The organism is Granulicella tundricola MP5ACTX9, assembly GCF_000178975.2.
Lineage (GTDB): Bacteria > Acidobacteriota > Terriglobia > Terriglobales > Acidobacteriaceae > Edaphobacter > Edaphobacter tundricola.
This window is the reverse complement of record NC_015064.1, coordinates 2706852-2723418: the sequence shown is the minus strand read 5'-3', so window position 1 is coordinate 2723418 and position 16567 is coordinate 2706852. Positions and strand designations below refer to the sequence as shown.

Annotated in this window: 11 protein-coding genes; 5 read left to right on the top strand and 6 right to left on the bottom strand. The window is 61.7% G+C overall.

From position 1 onward, the window contains the following. Window positions 1-5: 5 nt before the first annotated feature. The 4 genes from ACIX9_RS11585 to ACIX9_RS11570 are packed head-to-tail and all read right to left on the bottom strand — an operon-like array spanning window position 6 to window position 6146. Window positions 6-3230 (bottom strand): PSD1 and planctomycete cytochrome C domain-containing protein, encoded by a 3225-nt coding sequence (locus ACIX9_RS11585; RefSeq protein WP_013580674.1) that lies wholly within the window; start codon window positions 3228-3230, stop codon window positions 6-8. Beyond that, complete coding sequence (locus tag ACIX9_RS11580; RefSeq protein ID WP_013580673.1) at window positions 3227-4138, bottom strand: ABC transporter ATP-binding protein; 912 nt, start codon at window positions 4136-4138, stop codon at window positions 3227-3229. The genes ACIX9_RS11585 and ACIX9_RS11580 overlap by 4 nt, the downstream gene beginning before the upstream one ends. Continuing rightward, window positions 4123-4983 carry an ABC transporter permease gene (locus ACIX9_RS11575; protein WP_013580672.1) on the bottom strand — a complete coding sequence of 287 codons (861 nt, stop codon included), beginning with the start codon at window positions 4981-4983 and terminating at the stop codon, window positions 4123-4125. The genes ACIX9_RS11580 and ACIX9_RS11575 overlap by 16 nt, the downstream gene beginning before the upstream one ends. Before the next feature lie 2 nt (window positions 4984-4985). Further along, a complete protein-coding gene (locus ACIX9_RS11570) occupies window positions 4986-6146 on the bottom strand; it encodes a putative urea ABC transporter substrate-binding protein (RefSeq protein WP_013580671.1) in 1161 nt (386 codons plus the stop codon). Between the two features lie 224 nt (window positions 6147-6370). Here ACIX9_RS11570 and ACIX9_RS11565 point away from each other — a divergent pair, with 224 nt between their 5' ends. The 4 genes from ACIX9_RS11565 to uca all read left to right on the top strand — a co-directional run bounded on the left by ACIX9_RS11565 (window position 6371) and on the right by uca (window position 12681). Beyond that, window positions 6371-7438, top strand: coding sequence for a Vgb family protein (locus tag ACIX9_RS11565; RefSeq protein WP_013580670.1), 1068 nt, complete (start codon window positions 6371-6373; stop codon window positions 7436-7438). Window positions 7439-7590: 152 nt separating this feature from the next. Beyond that, window positions 7591-8313, top strand: coding sequence for an urea amidolyase associated protein UAAP1 (locus ACIX9_RS11560; RefSeq protein ID WP_013580669.1), 723 nt, complete (start codon window positions 7591-7593; stop codon window positions 8311-8313). 18 nt (window positions 8314-8331) lie between these two features. Next, window positions 8332-8994, top strand: a complete 663-nt coding sequence (locus ACIX9_RS11555; RefSeq protein ID WP_013580668.1) for an urea amidolyase associated protein UAAP2 — start codon at window positions 8332-8334, stop codon at window positions 8992-8994. Between the two features lie 3 nt (window positions 8995-8997). Next, window positions 8998-12681 carry an urea carboxylase gene (uca, locus tag ACIX9_RS11550; RefSeq protein ID WP_013580667.1) on the top strand — a complete coding sequence of 1228 codons (3684 nt, stop codon included), beginning with the start codon at window positions 8998-9000 and terminating at the stop codon, window positions 12679-12681. A gap of 61 nt (window positions 12682-12742) precedes the next feature. On the opposite strand, the gene ACIX9_RS11545 is transcribed toward uca, so the two are convergent. Further along, the gene (locus ACIX9_RS11545) at window positions 12743-13381 is read right to left on the bottom strand and encodes a nuclear transport factor 2 family protein (RefSeq protein WP_013580666.1); all 639 of its coding nucleotides are present in this window, start codon (window positions 13379-13381) and stop codon (window positions 12743-12745) included. A 578-nt stretch (window positions 13382-13959) separates the two neighbouring features. Between ACIX9_RS11545 and atzF the strand changes: the two genes are divergently transcribed. Beyond that, the gene (gene atzF, locus ACIX9_RS11540; protein ID WP_013580665.1) at window positions 13960-15762 is read left to right on the top strand and encodes an allophanate hydrolase; all 1803 of its coding nucleotides are present in this window, start codon (window positions 13960-13962) and stop codon (window positions 15760-15762) included. Window positions 15763-15765: 3 nt separating this feature from the next. Here the strand turns inward: atzF and ACIX9_RS23810 are convergent, their stop codons facing one another. Further along, window positions 15766-16500 (bottom strand): glutathione peroxidase, encoded by a 735-nt coding sequence (locus tag ACIX9_RS23810; RefSeq protein WP_232298702.1) that lies wholly within the window; start codon window positions 16498-16500, stop codon window positions 15766-15768. Between the last annotated feature and the right edge of the window lie 67 nt (window positions 16501-16567).

Below are 16567 nucleotides of genomic sequence, written 5' to 3'. Positions count from 1 at the left end.
TTGCGTTAGTTGAGGTACTCGAACTCGTTGGAGCTGAAGAGCACACGCGCGTACTGCTTCCAGGCCGTCAGCGGCTCCTGGTTGACCAGGTAGCCCGGACGCTCCGGCGTGTTCTTCAGGAAGGTCAGGCCAAGCTGCAACTCTTCCGCAGTCGGGGCGCGATTGAACAGGATCTGGTAGGTGTCCTTGATGCGTGCGGCATCGTCGCCCTTCGCATACACCCGCGCCGCCAGCTTGCCGGCCTGCGAGTACACAAAGGCATTGTTCATGAAGTAAAGCCGTTGCACCGGCACGTTGGTGGAGAAGCGCTGCTCGGCCGTAAACGTCGGGTTAGGGAAGTCGAACTCCTGCAGGAACGGATCGATGCGGAAGCGGCTGACCTTCGCATACAAGGTCCGGCGAGTGTTATCCGTGCCCAGCGGCTTCGCGGGTCCGCCCAGCTTGCTCGTATCGAGATCGCCCGCGACAAACAGGATCGAATCACGCAACTGCTCGGCATCCAGACGCTGCATGGAGAAGTGCGAGTAGAGCCGGTTATCCGGATCGGTCTCCTTGGCCAGCGGGCTCTCCTTCGAGCTCTGCTGGTAGGTCGCCGACATCATGATCTCTTTCTGCAGCTTCTTCAGAGACATGCCGTTCTTCTGGAACGAGATCGCAAGATAGTCCAGCAGTTCAGGATCGGACGGCGGATCGCCAACCTTGCCCAGGTTGTCCGGCGAGTTTACGATGCCCGTGCCGAAGTGCCACTTCCATACCCGGTTCACCCACACGCGCGAGGCAAGTGGACTGGCCACGATATCGTTCGCAAGGTCAAGCCGGCCACTGCCTTCCGTGTAAGGCTTCTTCCCCGGCGCACCCAGAACCTCAGGGAACGCCCGTGGAATCTCCGGTCCCAGCGCATGAGGATTTCCGCGCAGATTCAACGCGATGTTCACAGCCTTCGGACGATCCGTGAAGCCATGGACAAACGGATACTGCTCCGGCATGTCCTTATGCATCTTCTTGCCCTGGACTTCCAGGTCCGCCAGGTACTGCTGCTCGGTCGGTCCAAGCCGCCGCCGCAACGCCCATCCGCGATAAGCAAACAAGCCTGGCTCGCCGCGTCCTTCGCTGTCGGAAGAGAGCGCCCGGACGAAGAGATCGGAGTAAAGATTCGCGCGCTCCGGGGTCATCACCTTCAGCTCCAGCGTGCAGCCCGGGCAGAACTCGTCATACGTGTCGAACTCGTTCGGCTTGGCCTCTTTTTTGCGCCGCGTGGGCACATCCGCCTTCGCCTCGATTTTCTTGTTGTCCTCTTCGAGCTGCTTCTGCTCCATCTCCAGATCGAGAATCAAGCCCTGGAACGCATCGCCAAGATACTTCGCCTGGTCCTCCGTCCCACCCTGCGCGATCATCATCTGCCAGTCATGCAGGTAGGGGTAGAAGGTCTGCTTCTTGCCCAGGAACTTCACCCAACGGTCAAGCTGTTCAGGGTCCAGCTTGTCCTTCTCGGCGACGTCTTCCACCTTCATCTTTGGCTTGCCGGAGACTCGCCACGCAGCCACCATGTAAGCCGAGCTCTCCGAAGCGAACGCCTTCGCCAACTGCTCGGACTCGGTCTTGTTGTAGGCCTGCACGGCCTCATCCATCTTGTCGGCCTTGTTGAACTTATCGTGCCAGTACGTCACCTCTTCATCCGGGACGAACGAATATTCCTTGTAGGTCGAGCTAGCAAACACACCGCCCAGCGCGTAGTAGTCCTTCGCCAGAATGGGATCGTACTTATGGTCATGGCAGCGAGCGCACGCAACCGTCAGCCCAAGATACCCACGAGTCACAGCGTCGATCCGCTCATTGCGTTCATCCGCCCGGCCCTGTGCCGGTTCCGCCTGATCCCAGATCCAGGGAGCCGCGCCCAGAAACGATGTGGCCTCAAGCTCATCCGGCGTCGGCTTCTTGCTCATCAGGTCGCCCGCAAGCTGCATCTTCACAAACTTGTCGTAGCTCAGGTCGGAGTTGATCGCACGCACCACCCAGTCGCGATACACATACGCGCCATCGAGCGGCATATACCCACGTCCGCGCGGGTCGAGACCGCGAATATCATCATCCGCATACCGCGCCACATCCAGCCAGTGCCGTCCCCAGCGCTCGCCATACCGCGGCGAAGCCAGCAGACGATCGACCACCTTCTCATACGCATTGGCGTCCTTGTCCTGCTCGAACGCCGTAACCTCTTCCTCGGTCGGCGGCAGCCCCGTCAGGTCCAGCGTCGCGCGCCGGATCAACGTGCGCTTGTCCGCCGCCGCAGCAGGGGACATACCCTTCGCTTCCAGCTTCGCCAGCACCAGGTGATCGATATCCGACTTCGCCCAGCCCGCATTCTTGTTCACCGGAATCGCCGGAGCCTTCAGCGGCTGGAACGACCACCACGCCCGCATCTCATCGGTGATCTGCTTGCCTTCTTCACGCACCGCAACCGTGCTCGCAGGCCAAGGCGCGCCCATCTTGATCCAATCCGTCAGCGACTGAATCTCCTGGTCGGAAAGCTTCGTGCCCTTCGGCGGCATCTTCAACTCGGTCGTCTGATGCACCGCCGTCAGCAACAGGCTTTTGTCGGGATCACCCGGGACAATCGCTGGCCCGGAGTCCCCGCCCTTCAGCAGCGCCTCACGCGAGATCATCCTTAGGCCGCCCGACGAGCGATCCTCATGACATGTCCCGCACTTCTGCGCCAGGATCGGCCGCACATTATTCTCGAAGTACTCCTCGCCCGCGCCACCCTTCACCGCAGCCGCCGTAAGCGTAGCGGTAATCGGCTTGGTCGATTCCGCTGCATCCCAGGCCGCACCGTTCTTCACCCACTCGGTCAGCGAAGCAATCTCGCCATCCGTCAGCTTCTTGCCCTTCGGCGGCATCTTCAGATCGCCCGTCTGGTTGATGGCCTCGATCAGCAGGCTCTTCTCCGGCGCACCCGGAATCAAAGCCGGCCCCGTATCGCCACCCTTCAGAACTCTCTCGCGCGAGTCCAGCCGCAGCCCACCCATGGCCTCCGACGTGTGGCACTTGTAGCAGTTCTGCGCCAGCACCGGACGAACCTTATCCTCAAAGTACTTCTGCTGATCGCCACCCGCACCCGCGGGCTTCAACGCCGCGGCATGGATCTTGTCGGCGGGCGCAGCCTGCTGCGCACCAGCGGTCAAGCTCAGGGTCAGGGCGGTAAACGTTCCAGCGAGCCATAGCTTCTTCATAGCACTTCCTCAGGGCTGGGCGTCGACTCATCGGCCACTGCCGATCCTCGAGACGCGTCTTCGATGTGCTCTACCAAATCCAGAAATTGTTGCCCGTTCCGCTTCAAACTCATGCCCGTCTCAGGCAGCTTCAGATCCAGCGCAACCTTAGCGCCGTCCTGCCCGTTGACGCCCTGCTTCGCCAGCACAATCACGCGAGTCGCCAGAAACAGCGCCTCCGCCGTGTTGTGCGTCACGAACACCACCGTCGGCTTCGTCTCCAGCCAAACCGTCCTCAGAATCCGTTGCAGACTCGTCCTGGTCGCCGGGTCCAGCGCACTGAACGCCTCATCCATCAGCAGCACGTTCGGCTTCATCATCAGCGCCTGCGCGATCGCCACCCGCTGCTGCATGCCGCCTGAAAGCTGATGCGGATACTTGTCCGCGTCCGTCGCATGAAGCCCCATATGCTGCAACTGACGCAGAGCCTCAGCCTTGACCTCTCGCCGAAACGCCCTGAACTCCGGCCTCAGCCGCCCCAAAATATGGAACTTCGAAGTCTCCGGCCCCATGATCAGATTGCCCATCACCGTCCGGTCCGGAAACAGGGAATACTTCTGCGGCACATACCCGCACTGCGCACTCACCCGTTCTACCTTCTTGCCGCGCACAAACACCGCACCCGCAGCCGGGAGTTCCTGCCCCAGGATCATCCGCAGCAGCGTGCTCTTGCCGCAGCCCGTCTCGCCCAGCAGCACGACGAACTCACCATCGGCGATCTCGAGGTTCACCCCATTCAGAATCGTCTTGCGCGTCTTCTTCTTCGTCGCGTAGGAGACGGACACATCGGCGATATGGATCGCCGTAGCCTCAGCCTTCGCGGCAGAGGTCGTGACAGTCTCAGGCATCGGCTCTAGGACTGAAACCATGGATGCATCCTCCTGTTCACGATTCGCAACGAGAGATCCACACAGAACAGCAGCAGCGCCACCCAAAGCACGTAAGGCAGAATCACATCCATCCCCATATGCCGCCGCATGATCGCAATCCGGTAAGCCAGCCCGTCTGAGGCCGCAATCATCTCGCCCGCAAACAGGAACAGCATGATGGGCTTCAAGTTCAACCGCAGGCTGTTGATGATCTGCGGCAGGATCTGCCGGAAGATCACGCGATACGCCACATCGAAGTCATTCGCGCCTAGCGTGAACGACTTCACCACCTGCTCCTGCGGCACCGTGCGCACCATCTGGATCACGTCCAGCATCATCGTCGGCGCAACGCCAATCACGATCAGTGCAATCTTCGACCACTCGTCGATCCCAAACACGATGAACAGAATCGGCAGCAACGACAGCGCCACGATTTTGTCGAAGAACAGGAGAAATCGCATGCCGCCGGAATTGAAGTAAGGGAACAGCCCAATGTGCAGCGCCAGCAAAACCGCCGGCACCAGCAGCAGTAGCGCAATGCCAAAACGCCGCCCACTCGAGAGCGTGTCCTTCCAGATCATCGAGTGGTGAAACCGCTCCCACTTCGAAGCTCCATCCGGCGCAATATAGTCATCTTCCTCAGCAGGCTCCAGCACCGAAGCATGAATGCCCGCACGCAACTGCTGCGCGTTCGGCACAATGCGGTCCTCAGGGTTATCCGCATGACGCACCTTCGACGTATGCACATACAGCCCCAGGCACACCAGGAAGAACACGAACGAGAGCGCCTGTGCAACAAGGCGATTCGGCCGGGCCTGGATATCGAATGGGGCGAAGCTGCTCATGTCTATAGCTTTCCTTGCTGTGCTGCCTGCATATAACCTGCGTCGAACCGAAGCTTCACACGATCCTTCTTGCCCTGAACGGAACCGTCCGGATACGCAATCGCCACATCGTCAACAGACTTCGTGCTCTTACCCAGCAACCCATGTGCAAAGCAGAACTGCCGCACCAGGTCCATCTTCTGTTTCAAGGTCGGGCTGGTCGTGAAGTCGGCCGCGGCCTTGGGCGTGCTGAACAGCGCAGTCGTCTTCAACTGGCTCTTATAGGAGTCAACTGAATCACCCGAAGCAGCCGCGCTCACCTTCAGCGCCTCGGCCTGCGGTGCGCCGTTGCCGGTCAAGCGCTGCATCGTCTCGTACCACGCGCCGTTCATGGCCTTGGCAAACTTCTCGCCGGACCCATCCGGCCGCTTCAGCACCTCGGTCCGAACCACCAGCAGGTCAAGAATCTCGCCCGGAATCTGTGACGAATCGAAGATCGAATGAACGCCCTTGTCCACCAGGATCTGCGACACCAGCGGCTTCCACGTGACGACTGCTTCGTTGGAGGCGTTGTTCAAAAACGCCGGAGCAATGTCGGAGTCAGACGTGTTCAACAGCTTCAGGCTTCCAAGCTTGGCCTGCTGCCCGCTCATCACCATGCCGCGCTCCAGCAGGTACTCGGAGACTGTCTTCTGCACCAGCATGACGCGGTGCCCGGCGAGCTTATCGAAGGTCAACCCATTGCGAGTCAGCACCGCATCGTTGCCGTTCGAGTAATCCCCGGTAATGATCACGGTGGAGTCCACTCCGCTGGCCGCCGGCATATCCAGCGCCTCCATGTTCGTCATGGTGCAGGCATCGATATTCTTGGCTACAAACGAGTCCAGCGAGGCGGCATAGTCGAACCGCTGAACCTTGATCTTGATGCCGTACTTGTCCGCCCACTTCTTTAGAATCCCGGACTTCTGCATATAGAAGTAAGGATTCCAACCCGCATAAACAGACCAGCCCACCGTAAATGTAGCGGGCTCGGCAAGGGCTTTAGGAGCAGCGGACGTCTGCAGCAGACCCACCAGAACGGCAGCGGCAATCAACGACATCTTGCAACATCTACGGATCTGAGGCAGGGAGCCGCGCTCGATCGTACCGGACTTCAGTACGGCTCTGGTAAGGATTTGGGCCATGACCAAAGTTTAGGCAGTTCACCTTGGGCAGTCGCGCGGTATGGAATCGGCCAATCGCATTCATAGGGTTTGCCTATGACCTCTATTCTGTCTATTCACTCCATAGAAAATTCCCATGTTCATGCATTCCGCGCCCCGTGTTTGTTCTAGTGGAGGTATCCCAAAAGCTCAGACGAGCGTACCTGCGCGAGCCTCAACTCCTCGCGCGACGGAGACAAGATCGAATGCCGTTCAAGACACCTTCTCGCTCTACTCTGCTCTCGCTCGCAGTCGCCTCCTCATTAGTTCTTGCGCCGTTCCTCCACACTCAGCAACCGGAGCCGCCAAAGGCCCCATCCCTCCCCACCGAGGCCCCAACCCCCGCGGCCCCGGCCAAACCGCGCCCACCCCGTATCGTCCGCCCCGGCGTCGCCACCCCCGGCGTAAGCCTCCCGCTTGACGCCCTCAAGCACGACGCCGTCTTCCCGGTAGAAGGCTCGCCCGACTGGTCCGTTGTCACCAAAGACGCCGTCTGGGTCTCCAGCGCACGCGCCAACCACGTCGTGCAACTCCTCCCCGCCACCAACACCGTCGGCCTCATCGCTGACGTCAAGCGCCCCTGCGCCGGCCTCGCCGACGCCTTCGGCAGCATCTGGGCCCCAAGCTGCGGCCCCACCAAGGAGATTGAGCGCATCGACCCCGCAACCGGCAAGATTACCGCCAGCATCCTCGCGGAAGCCGCCAACTCGGAAGGCGGCATCACCGCCGGCGCAGGCTCCATCTGGTTCGTCATCAAGACCAGCAAGCTCATCCGCATCGATCCCAAAACCAACGCCATTGCCTCCACGCTCGACCTGCCCACAGGCTCAGAGAACCCGGCCTTCGGTGAGGGCTTCGTCTGGATCTCCTCCTTCGAGCACGACCAGCTCCTCAAGGTCGATCCCGCCACCAACAAGATCGTCGCCACCATCCCCATCGGCCCCAAGCCGCGCTTCCTCACCGTGGGCGGCGGCTCCGTCTGGACGCTCAACCAGGGTGACGGCACCATCTCCCGCGTCGATATGAAGTCCGGTAAGCTCGCCGCCACCATCAAGTGCGGCATCCCCGGTGAAGGCGGCGAGATCTCCTTCGGCGAAGGCTCTGTATGGGCCGCCATGTTCGACTTTCCCCTCACCCAGGTCGACCCCAAAACCAACACCGTCGTCAAGCAATGGGCAGGGCAGGGAGGCGATGGAGTCCGCGCAGGCCTCGGCTCCGTCTGGCTCTCAAACCTCCGCCAGGCCAACGTATGGCGCATCCCACCCGCACAGTAGACTTATGGGGATGTCGCGCTTGTATTTGCTGTCGTAGTTCGGATTAGCGTGGGGCTTTAGCCCCACGAATAGCCCAACCAATGCAGCGGGCTTTAGCCCCGAGCCTTGGCACTCTTTCAAGACGCCGGAAGCCCCGGAGAAAGATCATCATCTTGACGCAAGAGAAGCACGAAACCCTCTGGACCGAGACCCTCCCCGGCAACGCCACCTGGTCTCACATCCTCAAGCGCGGCACCTCGCTCCGCCTCACCGCCCTCGACCCCAACCCCAACGTCGCCGCCATCCTGCTCAACGCGGATAACTTCTCCGAGCGCCTCAACCTGCCCGACACCCTCAAGGCCCAGCACATTGCCCGCCTCACCACCGGAGCCGTCCTCTACTCGGACATGGCCCGCATCCTCTGCTCTATCACTGCGGACACTGTCGGCTGGCACGACCCGCTCGGCGGCTGTTCGGACGCCGCCATGGTCGCCGCAAAGTACGGCGAACTGCCCTACCAGCAAGCCCGCAACGCCTGGCATCAGAACGCCCTTGATGGCTTTCTCATCGAGCTCGCCAAGTACGGCCTCGGCCTCCGCGACCTCATGATGAACGTCAGCTTTTTCAGCAAGGTAGAGGTTCACGACGACGGCTCCATGCACTTCATCCCCAACAACGCAGCGCCCGGAACCTCGGTCGAGATCCGCGCCGAGATGAACACCCTCGTCATCCTCAACTCCTGCCAGCACCCCATGGACCCCTCGCCGGACTACGCCGCAAAGCAGGTCGAACTCACCCTCAGCAAGGTCCCCGCCCCCGGCCCAGACGATGTCTGCCGCAACTTCCGTCCCGAGAACACTCGCGGCTTCACCCTCACCGAGCGCTACTTCCAGTAGCCCTGAAAGGGAATGTAAATGTCAGACACCATCATCCAGGAAAGCCCCCGCCTCACAGACGCATGCTTCCTTGACGAGATCATCCGAGCCGGCGACTCCTTCGTCCACGAGATCAAGCAGGGCCAGTTCGTCCGCATCGTCGATCTCGAAGGCAACCAAGCCGTCGACACCCTCTTCTACAACGCCCACAACTACGCCGACCGCTACAGCGCGCAGGACACCATCCGCGCCCAGGCCAACATCTACCTCACCACCGGCACCAGGCTCATCTCCACCCAGCGCAACACCCTTCTCACCATCGTCGCCGACACCTGCGGCCGCCACGACACACTCGGCGGAGCCTGCTCCACCGAGAGCAACATGGTCCGCTACGACATCGAGAAGCGCTCCATGCACGCCTGCCGCCAGTCCTTCCTCAAAGGAGCCCTCACCTGGTCCGCGAGCACCGGCCGCGATCTCGACAAGCGCGACCTCACCGCCAACATCAACTTCTTCATGAACGTCCCCGTCACCCCTGCCGGCAAGCTCACCTTTGAAGACGGTGTCTCGGACGCCGGCAAATACGTCGAGCTCCGCGCCGACATGGACGTCCTCATCGTCATCTCCAACTGCCCCCAGCTCAACAACCCCTGCAACGCCTACAACCCGACGCCCGCCCGCGTCCTGATCTGGAACGCCTAGATAATGTTCACCAAAGTTCTCATCGCCAATCGGGGCGCCATCGCCACCCGCATCATCCGCACCCTCCGCCGCATGGGCGTAGCCTCCGTCGCCGTCTATTCTGAGGCCGACGCAACCTCCCTCCACGTCCTCCAGGCTGACGAGGCCGTGCTCCTCGGCCCCGCCCCCGCCGCCCAGAGCTATCTCTCCTTCGACGCCATCTTCGCCGCCGCTGCCCAGACCGGCGCACAGGCCATCCATCCCGGCTACGGCTTCCTCTCGGAGAACATCGCCTTCGCGCGCGAGTGCACCGCACGCGGCCTCGTCTTCATCGGCCCCACTCCCGCCAACATCGACGCCTTCGCCCTCAAGCACACCGCCCGAGCCACCGCCAAACAATGCGGCGTCCCCTTACTCCCCGGCACAGGCCTCCTTGCAGACAAGCAAGACGCCCTGACCCAGGCCGAAACCCTCCGCTACCCCGTCATGCTCAAAAGCTCCGGCGGCGGCGGCGGAATCGGAATGAAGGTCTGCCACTCCGCACCCGAGCTCGAAGAGGCCTACGACTCCGTCCTCCGCCTCAGCAAAGCCAACTTCGGAGACTCCGGCGTCTACCTTGAAAAGTACGTCGCCCGCGCCCGCCACATCGAAGTCCAGATCTTCGGCGACGGCCAGGGCAACGTCATCGCCCTCGGCGAGCGCGACTGCTCCGCCCAGCGCCGCCACCAGAAGGTCCTCGAAGAGACCCCTGCGCCCGGCCTATCCGCCGCCACCCGCAAGCACCTCTACGACTCCGCCGTCCTCCTCGGTAAGGCCGTCGACTACGCCAACGCCGGCACCGTCGAGTTCATCTACGACGAAGACACCACAGACTTCTACTTCCTCGAAGTCAACACCCGCCTCCAGGTCGAGCACGGCGTCACCGAACAAGTCACCGGCATCGACCTAGTCGAATGGATGGTCCAGCAAGCCGCAGGAGAACTCCCAGACCTAACGAAGGTCAACGTAACCCTCACCGGCGCATCCATAGAAGCCCGCGTCTACGCCGAAGACCCCGCCCGCAACTTCCAGCCCACCCCCGGCAAACTAACCCTAGTCACTTTTCCCGGCCCTGAAATCTCCCGCACCGAAACCTGGATCGAATCAGGCTCCACCATCACCCCCTTCTACGACCCCATGATCGCCAAGATCATAGTCACCGGAAAGGATCGTACCGAAGCCCTAACCAAACTCCAGACAGCCTTAGAAGCCACAAAAATCGACGGCACCGAAACCAACCTCCACTACCTCCTTGAAGTCGCACGCTCCCCCGAGTTCCAATCCGGCACCGTCACCACCGCCTTCCTCGGCACCTTCACCTTCGCCCGCAATGCCATCGAGATCCTCGAAGGCGGCACCCAGTCCACCATCCAGGACTACCCCGGCCGCACCGGCTTCTGGAACGTCGGCGTCCCACCCTCCGGCCCCATGGACCACCTCAACTTCCGCATCGCCAACCGCATCGTCGGCAACTCGGACAACGCCGCCGCCATCGAGTTCGCCACCATGGGCGCACGCATGCGCTTCGATTGCGAAACCACCATCGCCCTCACCGGCGCGGACATGAACGCCAAACTCAACGGCAAACCCGTCGAGCCCTTCACCCCCATCCCCATCCACACCGGCGACACCCTCTCGCTGGGCGCGGCCTCGAACGTTGGCGTCCGCGCCTACCTCGCCATCCGCGGCGGCCTCTCCACCCAGCCTTACCTCGGCTCCCGAAGCACCTTCATGCTCGGCGGCTTCGGCGGAGCAGCCGGCCGTGCCCTGCGCGGCGGAGACGTCCTCCACCTCGGCCAACCAGACGTCACCCTTACGGCACCCATCGCCCTACCCATAGCCCAGGCCCCACCGCTCGCCAAAGCCTGGGAGGTAGGCGTCCTCTTCGGCCCTCACACCGCCCCGGACTTCTTCACAGAAGAAGACATTGAGATGCTCTTCGCCACGCACTGGAAGGTCCACTACCAGTCCGACCGCACCGGCGTCCGCCTCACCGGCCCCAAGCCAAAATGGGCTCGCCCCGACGGCGGCGAAGCCGGCCTCCACCCCTCCAACATCCACGACAACGCCTACGCCATCGGCACCATCGACTTCACCGGCGACATGCCTATCATGCTCGGCCCCGACGGCCCATCCCTCGGCGGCTTCGTCTGCCCCGCCACCATCGTCCAGGCCGAACTCTGGAAGCTAGGCCAATTCAAAGCCGGCGACACCGTCCACTTCAACCGCCTAACCCTCGCCCAGGCTGAACAGATGGAGCGCGCCCAAGACACCTTCCTCCAATCCTTCACCACCCCACTCCCATCTCTAACGGGGGTCATTCTGCCCCAAAGCGAAGCGACGGGGGAGAATCTCAGTAGTTCGCTCGAAGCGGAACAATCCTCCCCCGTTTTGTCATTCCGCAGCGAAGCGGAGGAACCTGCAGTCATCCTCTCCCTCACCACCCGCCCAACCCCCATGGTCTTCCGCGCCGACGGCGACAAATATCTCCTCGTCGAATACGGCCCCCTCCAGCTAGACCTCACCCTCCGCTTCCGAGTCCACGTCCTCGAGCAAAACCTCCGCGCCGCCAACCTCGCCGGCATCATCGACATCACCCCCGGCATCCGTTCCCTCCACATCCACTACGACAGCCGCATCCTCGTACGCGCCAAACTCATAGACACCCTCGCCGCGTTAGACGAGGCCATGCCCCCCCTCACCGACATCACCGTCCCCAGCCGCATCGTCCACCTGCCTTTGTCCTGGGACGATCCCCAGGCCAAACTGGCTCAGCAAAAGTACATGCAAGCCGTCCGCCCGGACGCCCCCTGGTGCCCGTCCAACATTGAGTTCATCCGCCGCATCAACGGCCTTGACTCCATCGATGACGTCTACCGCATCGTCCACGAAGCCAGCTACCTCGTCCTCGGCCTGGGCGACGTCTACCTCGGCGCACCCGTAGCCACCCCCGTCGACCCGCGCCACCGCCTCGTCACCACCAAGTACAACCCAGCCCGCACCTGGACCCCTGAAAACGCGGTCGGCATCGGCGGAGCTTACATGTGCGTCTACGGCATGGAAGGCCCCGGCGGCTACCAGCTCGTAGGCCGCACCATCCAGGTCTGGAACCCCTGGAAGACCACGGAGGCCTTCACCCCTGGCAAGCCCTGGTCCCTGCGCTTCTTTGACCAGATCCGTTTCTACCCCGTCTCGCCGGAGGAGCTGATGGACGCCCGCGCCCGCTTCCCCCACGGCCAGTATCAGCTCCGCGTAGAAGAGACCACCTTCAAGCTCAGCGACTACCTCGCCTTCCTCGACTCCATCGCCCCTGAAGCCGCAGCCTTCAAGGCTCACCAGAAGGCCGCCTTCAACGCAGAGCGCGAACGCTGGATCGCCGCCGGCCAGATGACCATCGTAGAGCCCGCGGAAGCCCCCGCCGACACCCCTGACGTAGTCGTCCCTGAAGGCTGCGAACCCGTCTCCTCCTCCGTCACCGCCTCCGTCTTCCAGATCCCCGTCAAAGCCGGAGACAAGGTAGAAGAAGGCCAGAAGCTGGTCGTCCTGGACGCCATGAAGATGGAGATCGCCATCACCGCCCACACCGCCGGCACGGTAGAAGCGGTCCACTGCACCCTCGGCTCGTTAGTCACCAGCGGCCAGATCCTGATCTCCCTCCGCCCCTCGTAGTTGCTTTTCTAGTTGTCTTTCCCGAAGGGAACCTGCGGTTGTCGTTGCTGTTGTCGTGCCTTTACGGCAAAGACAACCGGCTATCCGACCAATCAATCACCACCTTCCGCTCCACGAAGAGCCACCGGCTTTCCTGCCGCAGAAACTGGTCGTAGTACCGAATCCCAAGCGTCTGACACTTGCGCTGACCGTTCGCTTCCGTGAACTGGTGCACGATGCAATAGTTCTCCCCAATCGCCCGATCCCCCTGGATCAACGCATCACTCTGCCCATTCATATGCAACGTCACCGTAAACGAATTGAGCACAGCCAAAGCACTTTGGATCGCCGCCCGGCCCTTGATCGTCGAATGCGGCTTATGCGTCCTGGGATCACCCTCGTAGTTCACGATCGCGCCGTCCGGCACAAACAGGTTTGCCTGCTGCTCCGCCAGTCTCCGGTCCGCACAGTGCGCCCACGCATCCACCAGTCTCCGCAGAGCCAAACGATCCGCCGCCTCGCCCTTCAGCGTCGTAGCCAGAACAGAGCTGTCATAGAGGTGATCGAACGAAAGGGAAGACCCCGCCGCCGGATGCACCTGTCCTGCAGCCTCTTCGCAAAAAGCCTCGGACTGGCCAAGCCCTGCCGCGAGAGCCGATCCAGCCACCGTGACCGCACTCGCCAGAAAATTGCGCCGATCCGCCTTGAATTCACCTTCCATCGTTTGTCTCCCCCGTCTCTAATCTCGGATTATGATGGCGATCTCATGTTCCGAGTGATCGCTCTCCGTGCATTTACTTCTTGGGTAGCATTCCAGCAAGAAATCTGTTTCCGCCTTTGTCTTCGCTCTTGCCGTTGCTTCACTCGCGACTCCAACTCGCAACCCGAAACTGGTTAATCCCAAGCCGTTGCCCTCGCACTTGCCTTAGCTCAAAGCTGGCGGCTCATAGCTCATAGCTGGAAGAAAACCACCCACCCCAAAATTATTTTCAAGAAAAATCGCCAAAACACTCTCAAAAACACCAGCAAATTCACCTGTCAAGCCCCACCGCCCATAACTCATTCATTCCAAACGAGATAGGCTAACCGAACCATCCATCCCAACGTGATATCATAAAGATATAAAACAACAAAGAATCCGGGTGGGATTCGCCTCATAAACCCATTGTTTTGAAGACTTTAGAGCCTAAATTCTTCAAAGACAAGACTTTCCGTCTCCAGTCCAGACCTAAGTCCAATGCTTTGAAGACTTTGCACCAAAGACCGGGGTAGGGCCTACCCCTAAAACCAAGGAGAACGATGAACATCGAAGCCCTGCACCGCGAGTACGCCGCTGGCACCACAACCCCAGCCCAGATCGTAGAAGCAATCTTCGCCCGCATCGCCTCCGAAGGCGTCCACCCCGTCTGGATCTCCCTCATCCCCAAAGAGCAGGTCCTCCAACGCGCCGCCGCCCTCCAAAACCAGGACCCCACGAAGCTCCCCCTCTACGGCATCCCGTTTGCCGTCAAGGACAACATAGACGTAGCCAACCACCCCACCACCGCCGGCTGTCCCGCCTACGCCTTCACCCCCACCGAGTCCGCCACGGTCGTAGCGAAACTCGAAGCCGCCGGAGCCATCCTCATCGGCAAGACCAACATGGACCAGTTCGCCACCGGCCTCGTCGGCACCCGCAGCCCCTACGGCGCACCCTCCAGCGTCTTCAGCAAAGACCACATCTCCGGCGGATCGAGCAGCGGCTCAGCCGTAGCAGTCGCCAGCGGCCTCGTCGCCTTCTCGCTCGGCACGGATACTGCGGGCTCCGGCCGAGTGCCCGCCATGTTCAATAACCTCATCGGCCTCAAGCCCTCGCGCGGAGTCCTCAGCACCCACGGAGTAGTCCCCGCCTGCCGAACCCTTGACTGCGTCTCCATCTTCACCCAGACCGCCGCAGACGCCGCCGCAGTCCTCGACGTAGCCTCCGGTCCCGACCCCAAAGACCCTTACTCCCGCACCCCAACCCCCGGAGCCGGCGCATCCCCCTGGGCGGCGGCAAGCACGTTCAAGTTCGGCGTCCCCGCCCCGTCCGCCCTCCAGTTCTTCGGCGACACCCACAACCCAGCCCTCTACCAGGCGGCAATCACCGCCCTGAAGAGCCTCGGCGGAGAACCAGTCGAGTTTGACCTCGCCCCACTCCTCGCCGCAGCTCAACTCCTCTACAAGGGCCCCTGGGTCGCCGAGCGTTACGCCGTCATATCGGACTTCATCCAGGCCCACGCCGCCGAGATGGACCCCACCGTCGCCAAAATCATCAACGGCGCGGCCAGCTACACCGCAGTCGATTACTTCGACTCCGCCTACAAACTCCAGCACCACCTCCGCCAGACCGAGCAGGCATGGAAGGCCTTCGACCTCATCCTCCTGCCCACCGCACCCCGCACCTTCACCCACGCCGAGATCGCCGAGTCCCCCATCGAGCGCAACTCCCAGCTCGGCTTCTACACCAACTTCGTCAATCTCCTCGACCTCTCCGCCGTAGCCGTTCCCGCAGGCATGCGCCCGGACGGCTTGCCCTTTGGCGTAACCCTCATCGGCAAGACCCTCGCTGAAGCCGCCCTCCTGCCTCTCGCCGATAGCCTGCAGCGCAAGCTAAACCAGACCCTCGGCGGCAGCAAAGACCTCCTTGCCGGCACGACACCGCTGAAGCCCGCCACAACCCCGACCGGCACCCTGCTCATGGCAGTCGTAGGAGCCCACCTGACCGGCCAGCCCCTCAACTGGCAGCTCACCGATCGCGGCGGCAAGCTCGTCCGCACCTGCCGCACCCACCCCGACTACAAGTTCTACGCTCTCAAGAACACCACGCCTCCCAAGCCTGGCCTCGTCCGCGTCCCCGGCTTTGAAGGGAAGGGAATTGAAGTCGAGATCTGGGCGCTCCCCTCCGACACGGTCGGATCGTTCGTAGACGGAGTCCCCCAGCCACTCTCCATCGGCAAGCTCCGTCTGGAAGATGGCACGCTCGTCATGGGCTTCCTCGTAGAACCGGAAGCCACCCAGGATGCGTTTGAAATCACAAACCTGGGTGGCTGGCGGAACTACCTTGCAACGCTGAAGAAGTAGGCGCTAAGCCGGTGGGTCCCCATCATCTCCACCGCCACCACCCGGACCACCGGGTCCGCCTGCTTTCTTCGGCTTGAACCGCCCGTCCAGCACCTGGTCCAGCGTCGACAACATCTCAGGCGAGTCCGGGGCAACATCCGGATTGAACCGTGCCACCACCTTGCCGTTCTTGTCGATCAGAAACTTCGTATAGTTCCAGTGAACCGGCCCGTTCTCCGGAACCGCCTTCTCCTTGGTCAGATACGAATACAACGGAAGCTCATCATCTCCGGTCACCTTCGACCGGGCCACGACAGGAAAGGTCACCTTGTCGTCCACCTTATAGACCTTCTGGATCTCCGCATCCGTCCCCGGCTCCCCCGCCCCAAAGTCATTTGAAGGCACCCCAATCACCACCAGCCCCTTCTCCTTGTACTTCTCATTCAACTTCTCAAGCGCCGCCACCTGCGAGTTGTAGCTGGAGTTCCGCGCCAGGTTCACGATCAGCAGCGTCTTCCCCTTGTACTCCTTCAAGGGCACACCCTTCCCATCCGCCCCCGGCAGCTCATAGTCATACACCACCTTCTCCGGCTGCGTCTCCTTCCCACCCCGCCCAACGCGCCCCTCCCCCGGCGCCAACCCCACCGCATCCGGTGCCGCCTTCTTATGCCCGGTGGCCCCCCGTCCAGTCTTATCCTGATTCGCAGGCTCCTGCGCCCGGACCGCCGCCGCACTTCCCATCCCAACCGCGCAAGCCACCACGATCCCGAATCTTAAATTTACTGACTGATTCAACCGCATCGTCTCAGCTCCAACCCTCAATCTC

Excerpts from the sequence above, each read along its gene's own strand:
- uca (WP_013580667.1), top strand. The coding sequence starts at position 8,998 with ATGTTCACCAAAGTTCTCATCGCCAATCGGGGCGCCATCGCCACCCGC.
- ACIX9_RS11585 (WP_013580674.1), bottom strand. The coding sequence starts at position 3,230 with ATGAAGAAGCTATGGCTCGCTGGAACGTTTACCGCCCTGACCCTGAGC.
- ACIX9_RS11555 (WP_013580668.1), top strand. The coding sequence starts at position 8,332 with ATGTCAGACACCATCATCCAGGAAAGCCCCCGCCTCACAGACGCATGC.
- ACIX9_RS11545 (WP_013580666.1), bottom strand. The coding sequence starts at position 13,381 with ATGGAAGGTGAATTCAAGGCGGATCGGCGCAATTTTCTGGCGAGTGCG.
- ACIX9_RS11565 (WP_013580670.1), top strand. The coding sequence starts at position 6,371 with ATGCCGTTCAAGACACCTTCTCGCTCTACTCTGCTCTCGCTCGCAGTC.
- atzF (WP_013580665.1), top strand. The coding sequence starts at position 13,960 with ATGAACATCGAAGCCCTGCACCGCGAGTACGCCGCTGGCACCACAACC.
- ACIX9_RS11570 (WP_013580671.1), bottom strand. The coding sequence starts at position 6,146 with ATGGCCCAAATCCTTACCAGAGCCGTACTGAAGTCCGGTACGATCGAG.
- ACIX9_RS11580 (WP_013580673.1), bottom strand. The coding sequence starts at position 4,138 with ATGGTTTCAGTCCTAGAGCCGATGCCTGAGACTGTCACGACCTCTGCC.
- ACIX9_RS11575 (WP_013580672.1), bottom strand. The coding sequence starts at position 4,983 with ATGAGCAGCTTCGCCCCATTCGATATCCAGGCCCGGCCGAATCGCCTT.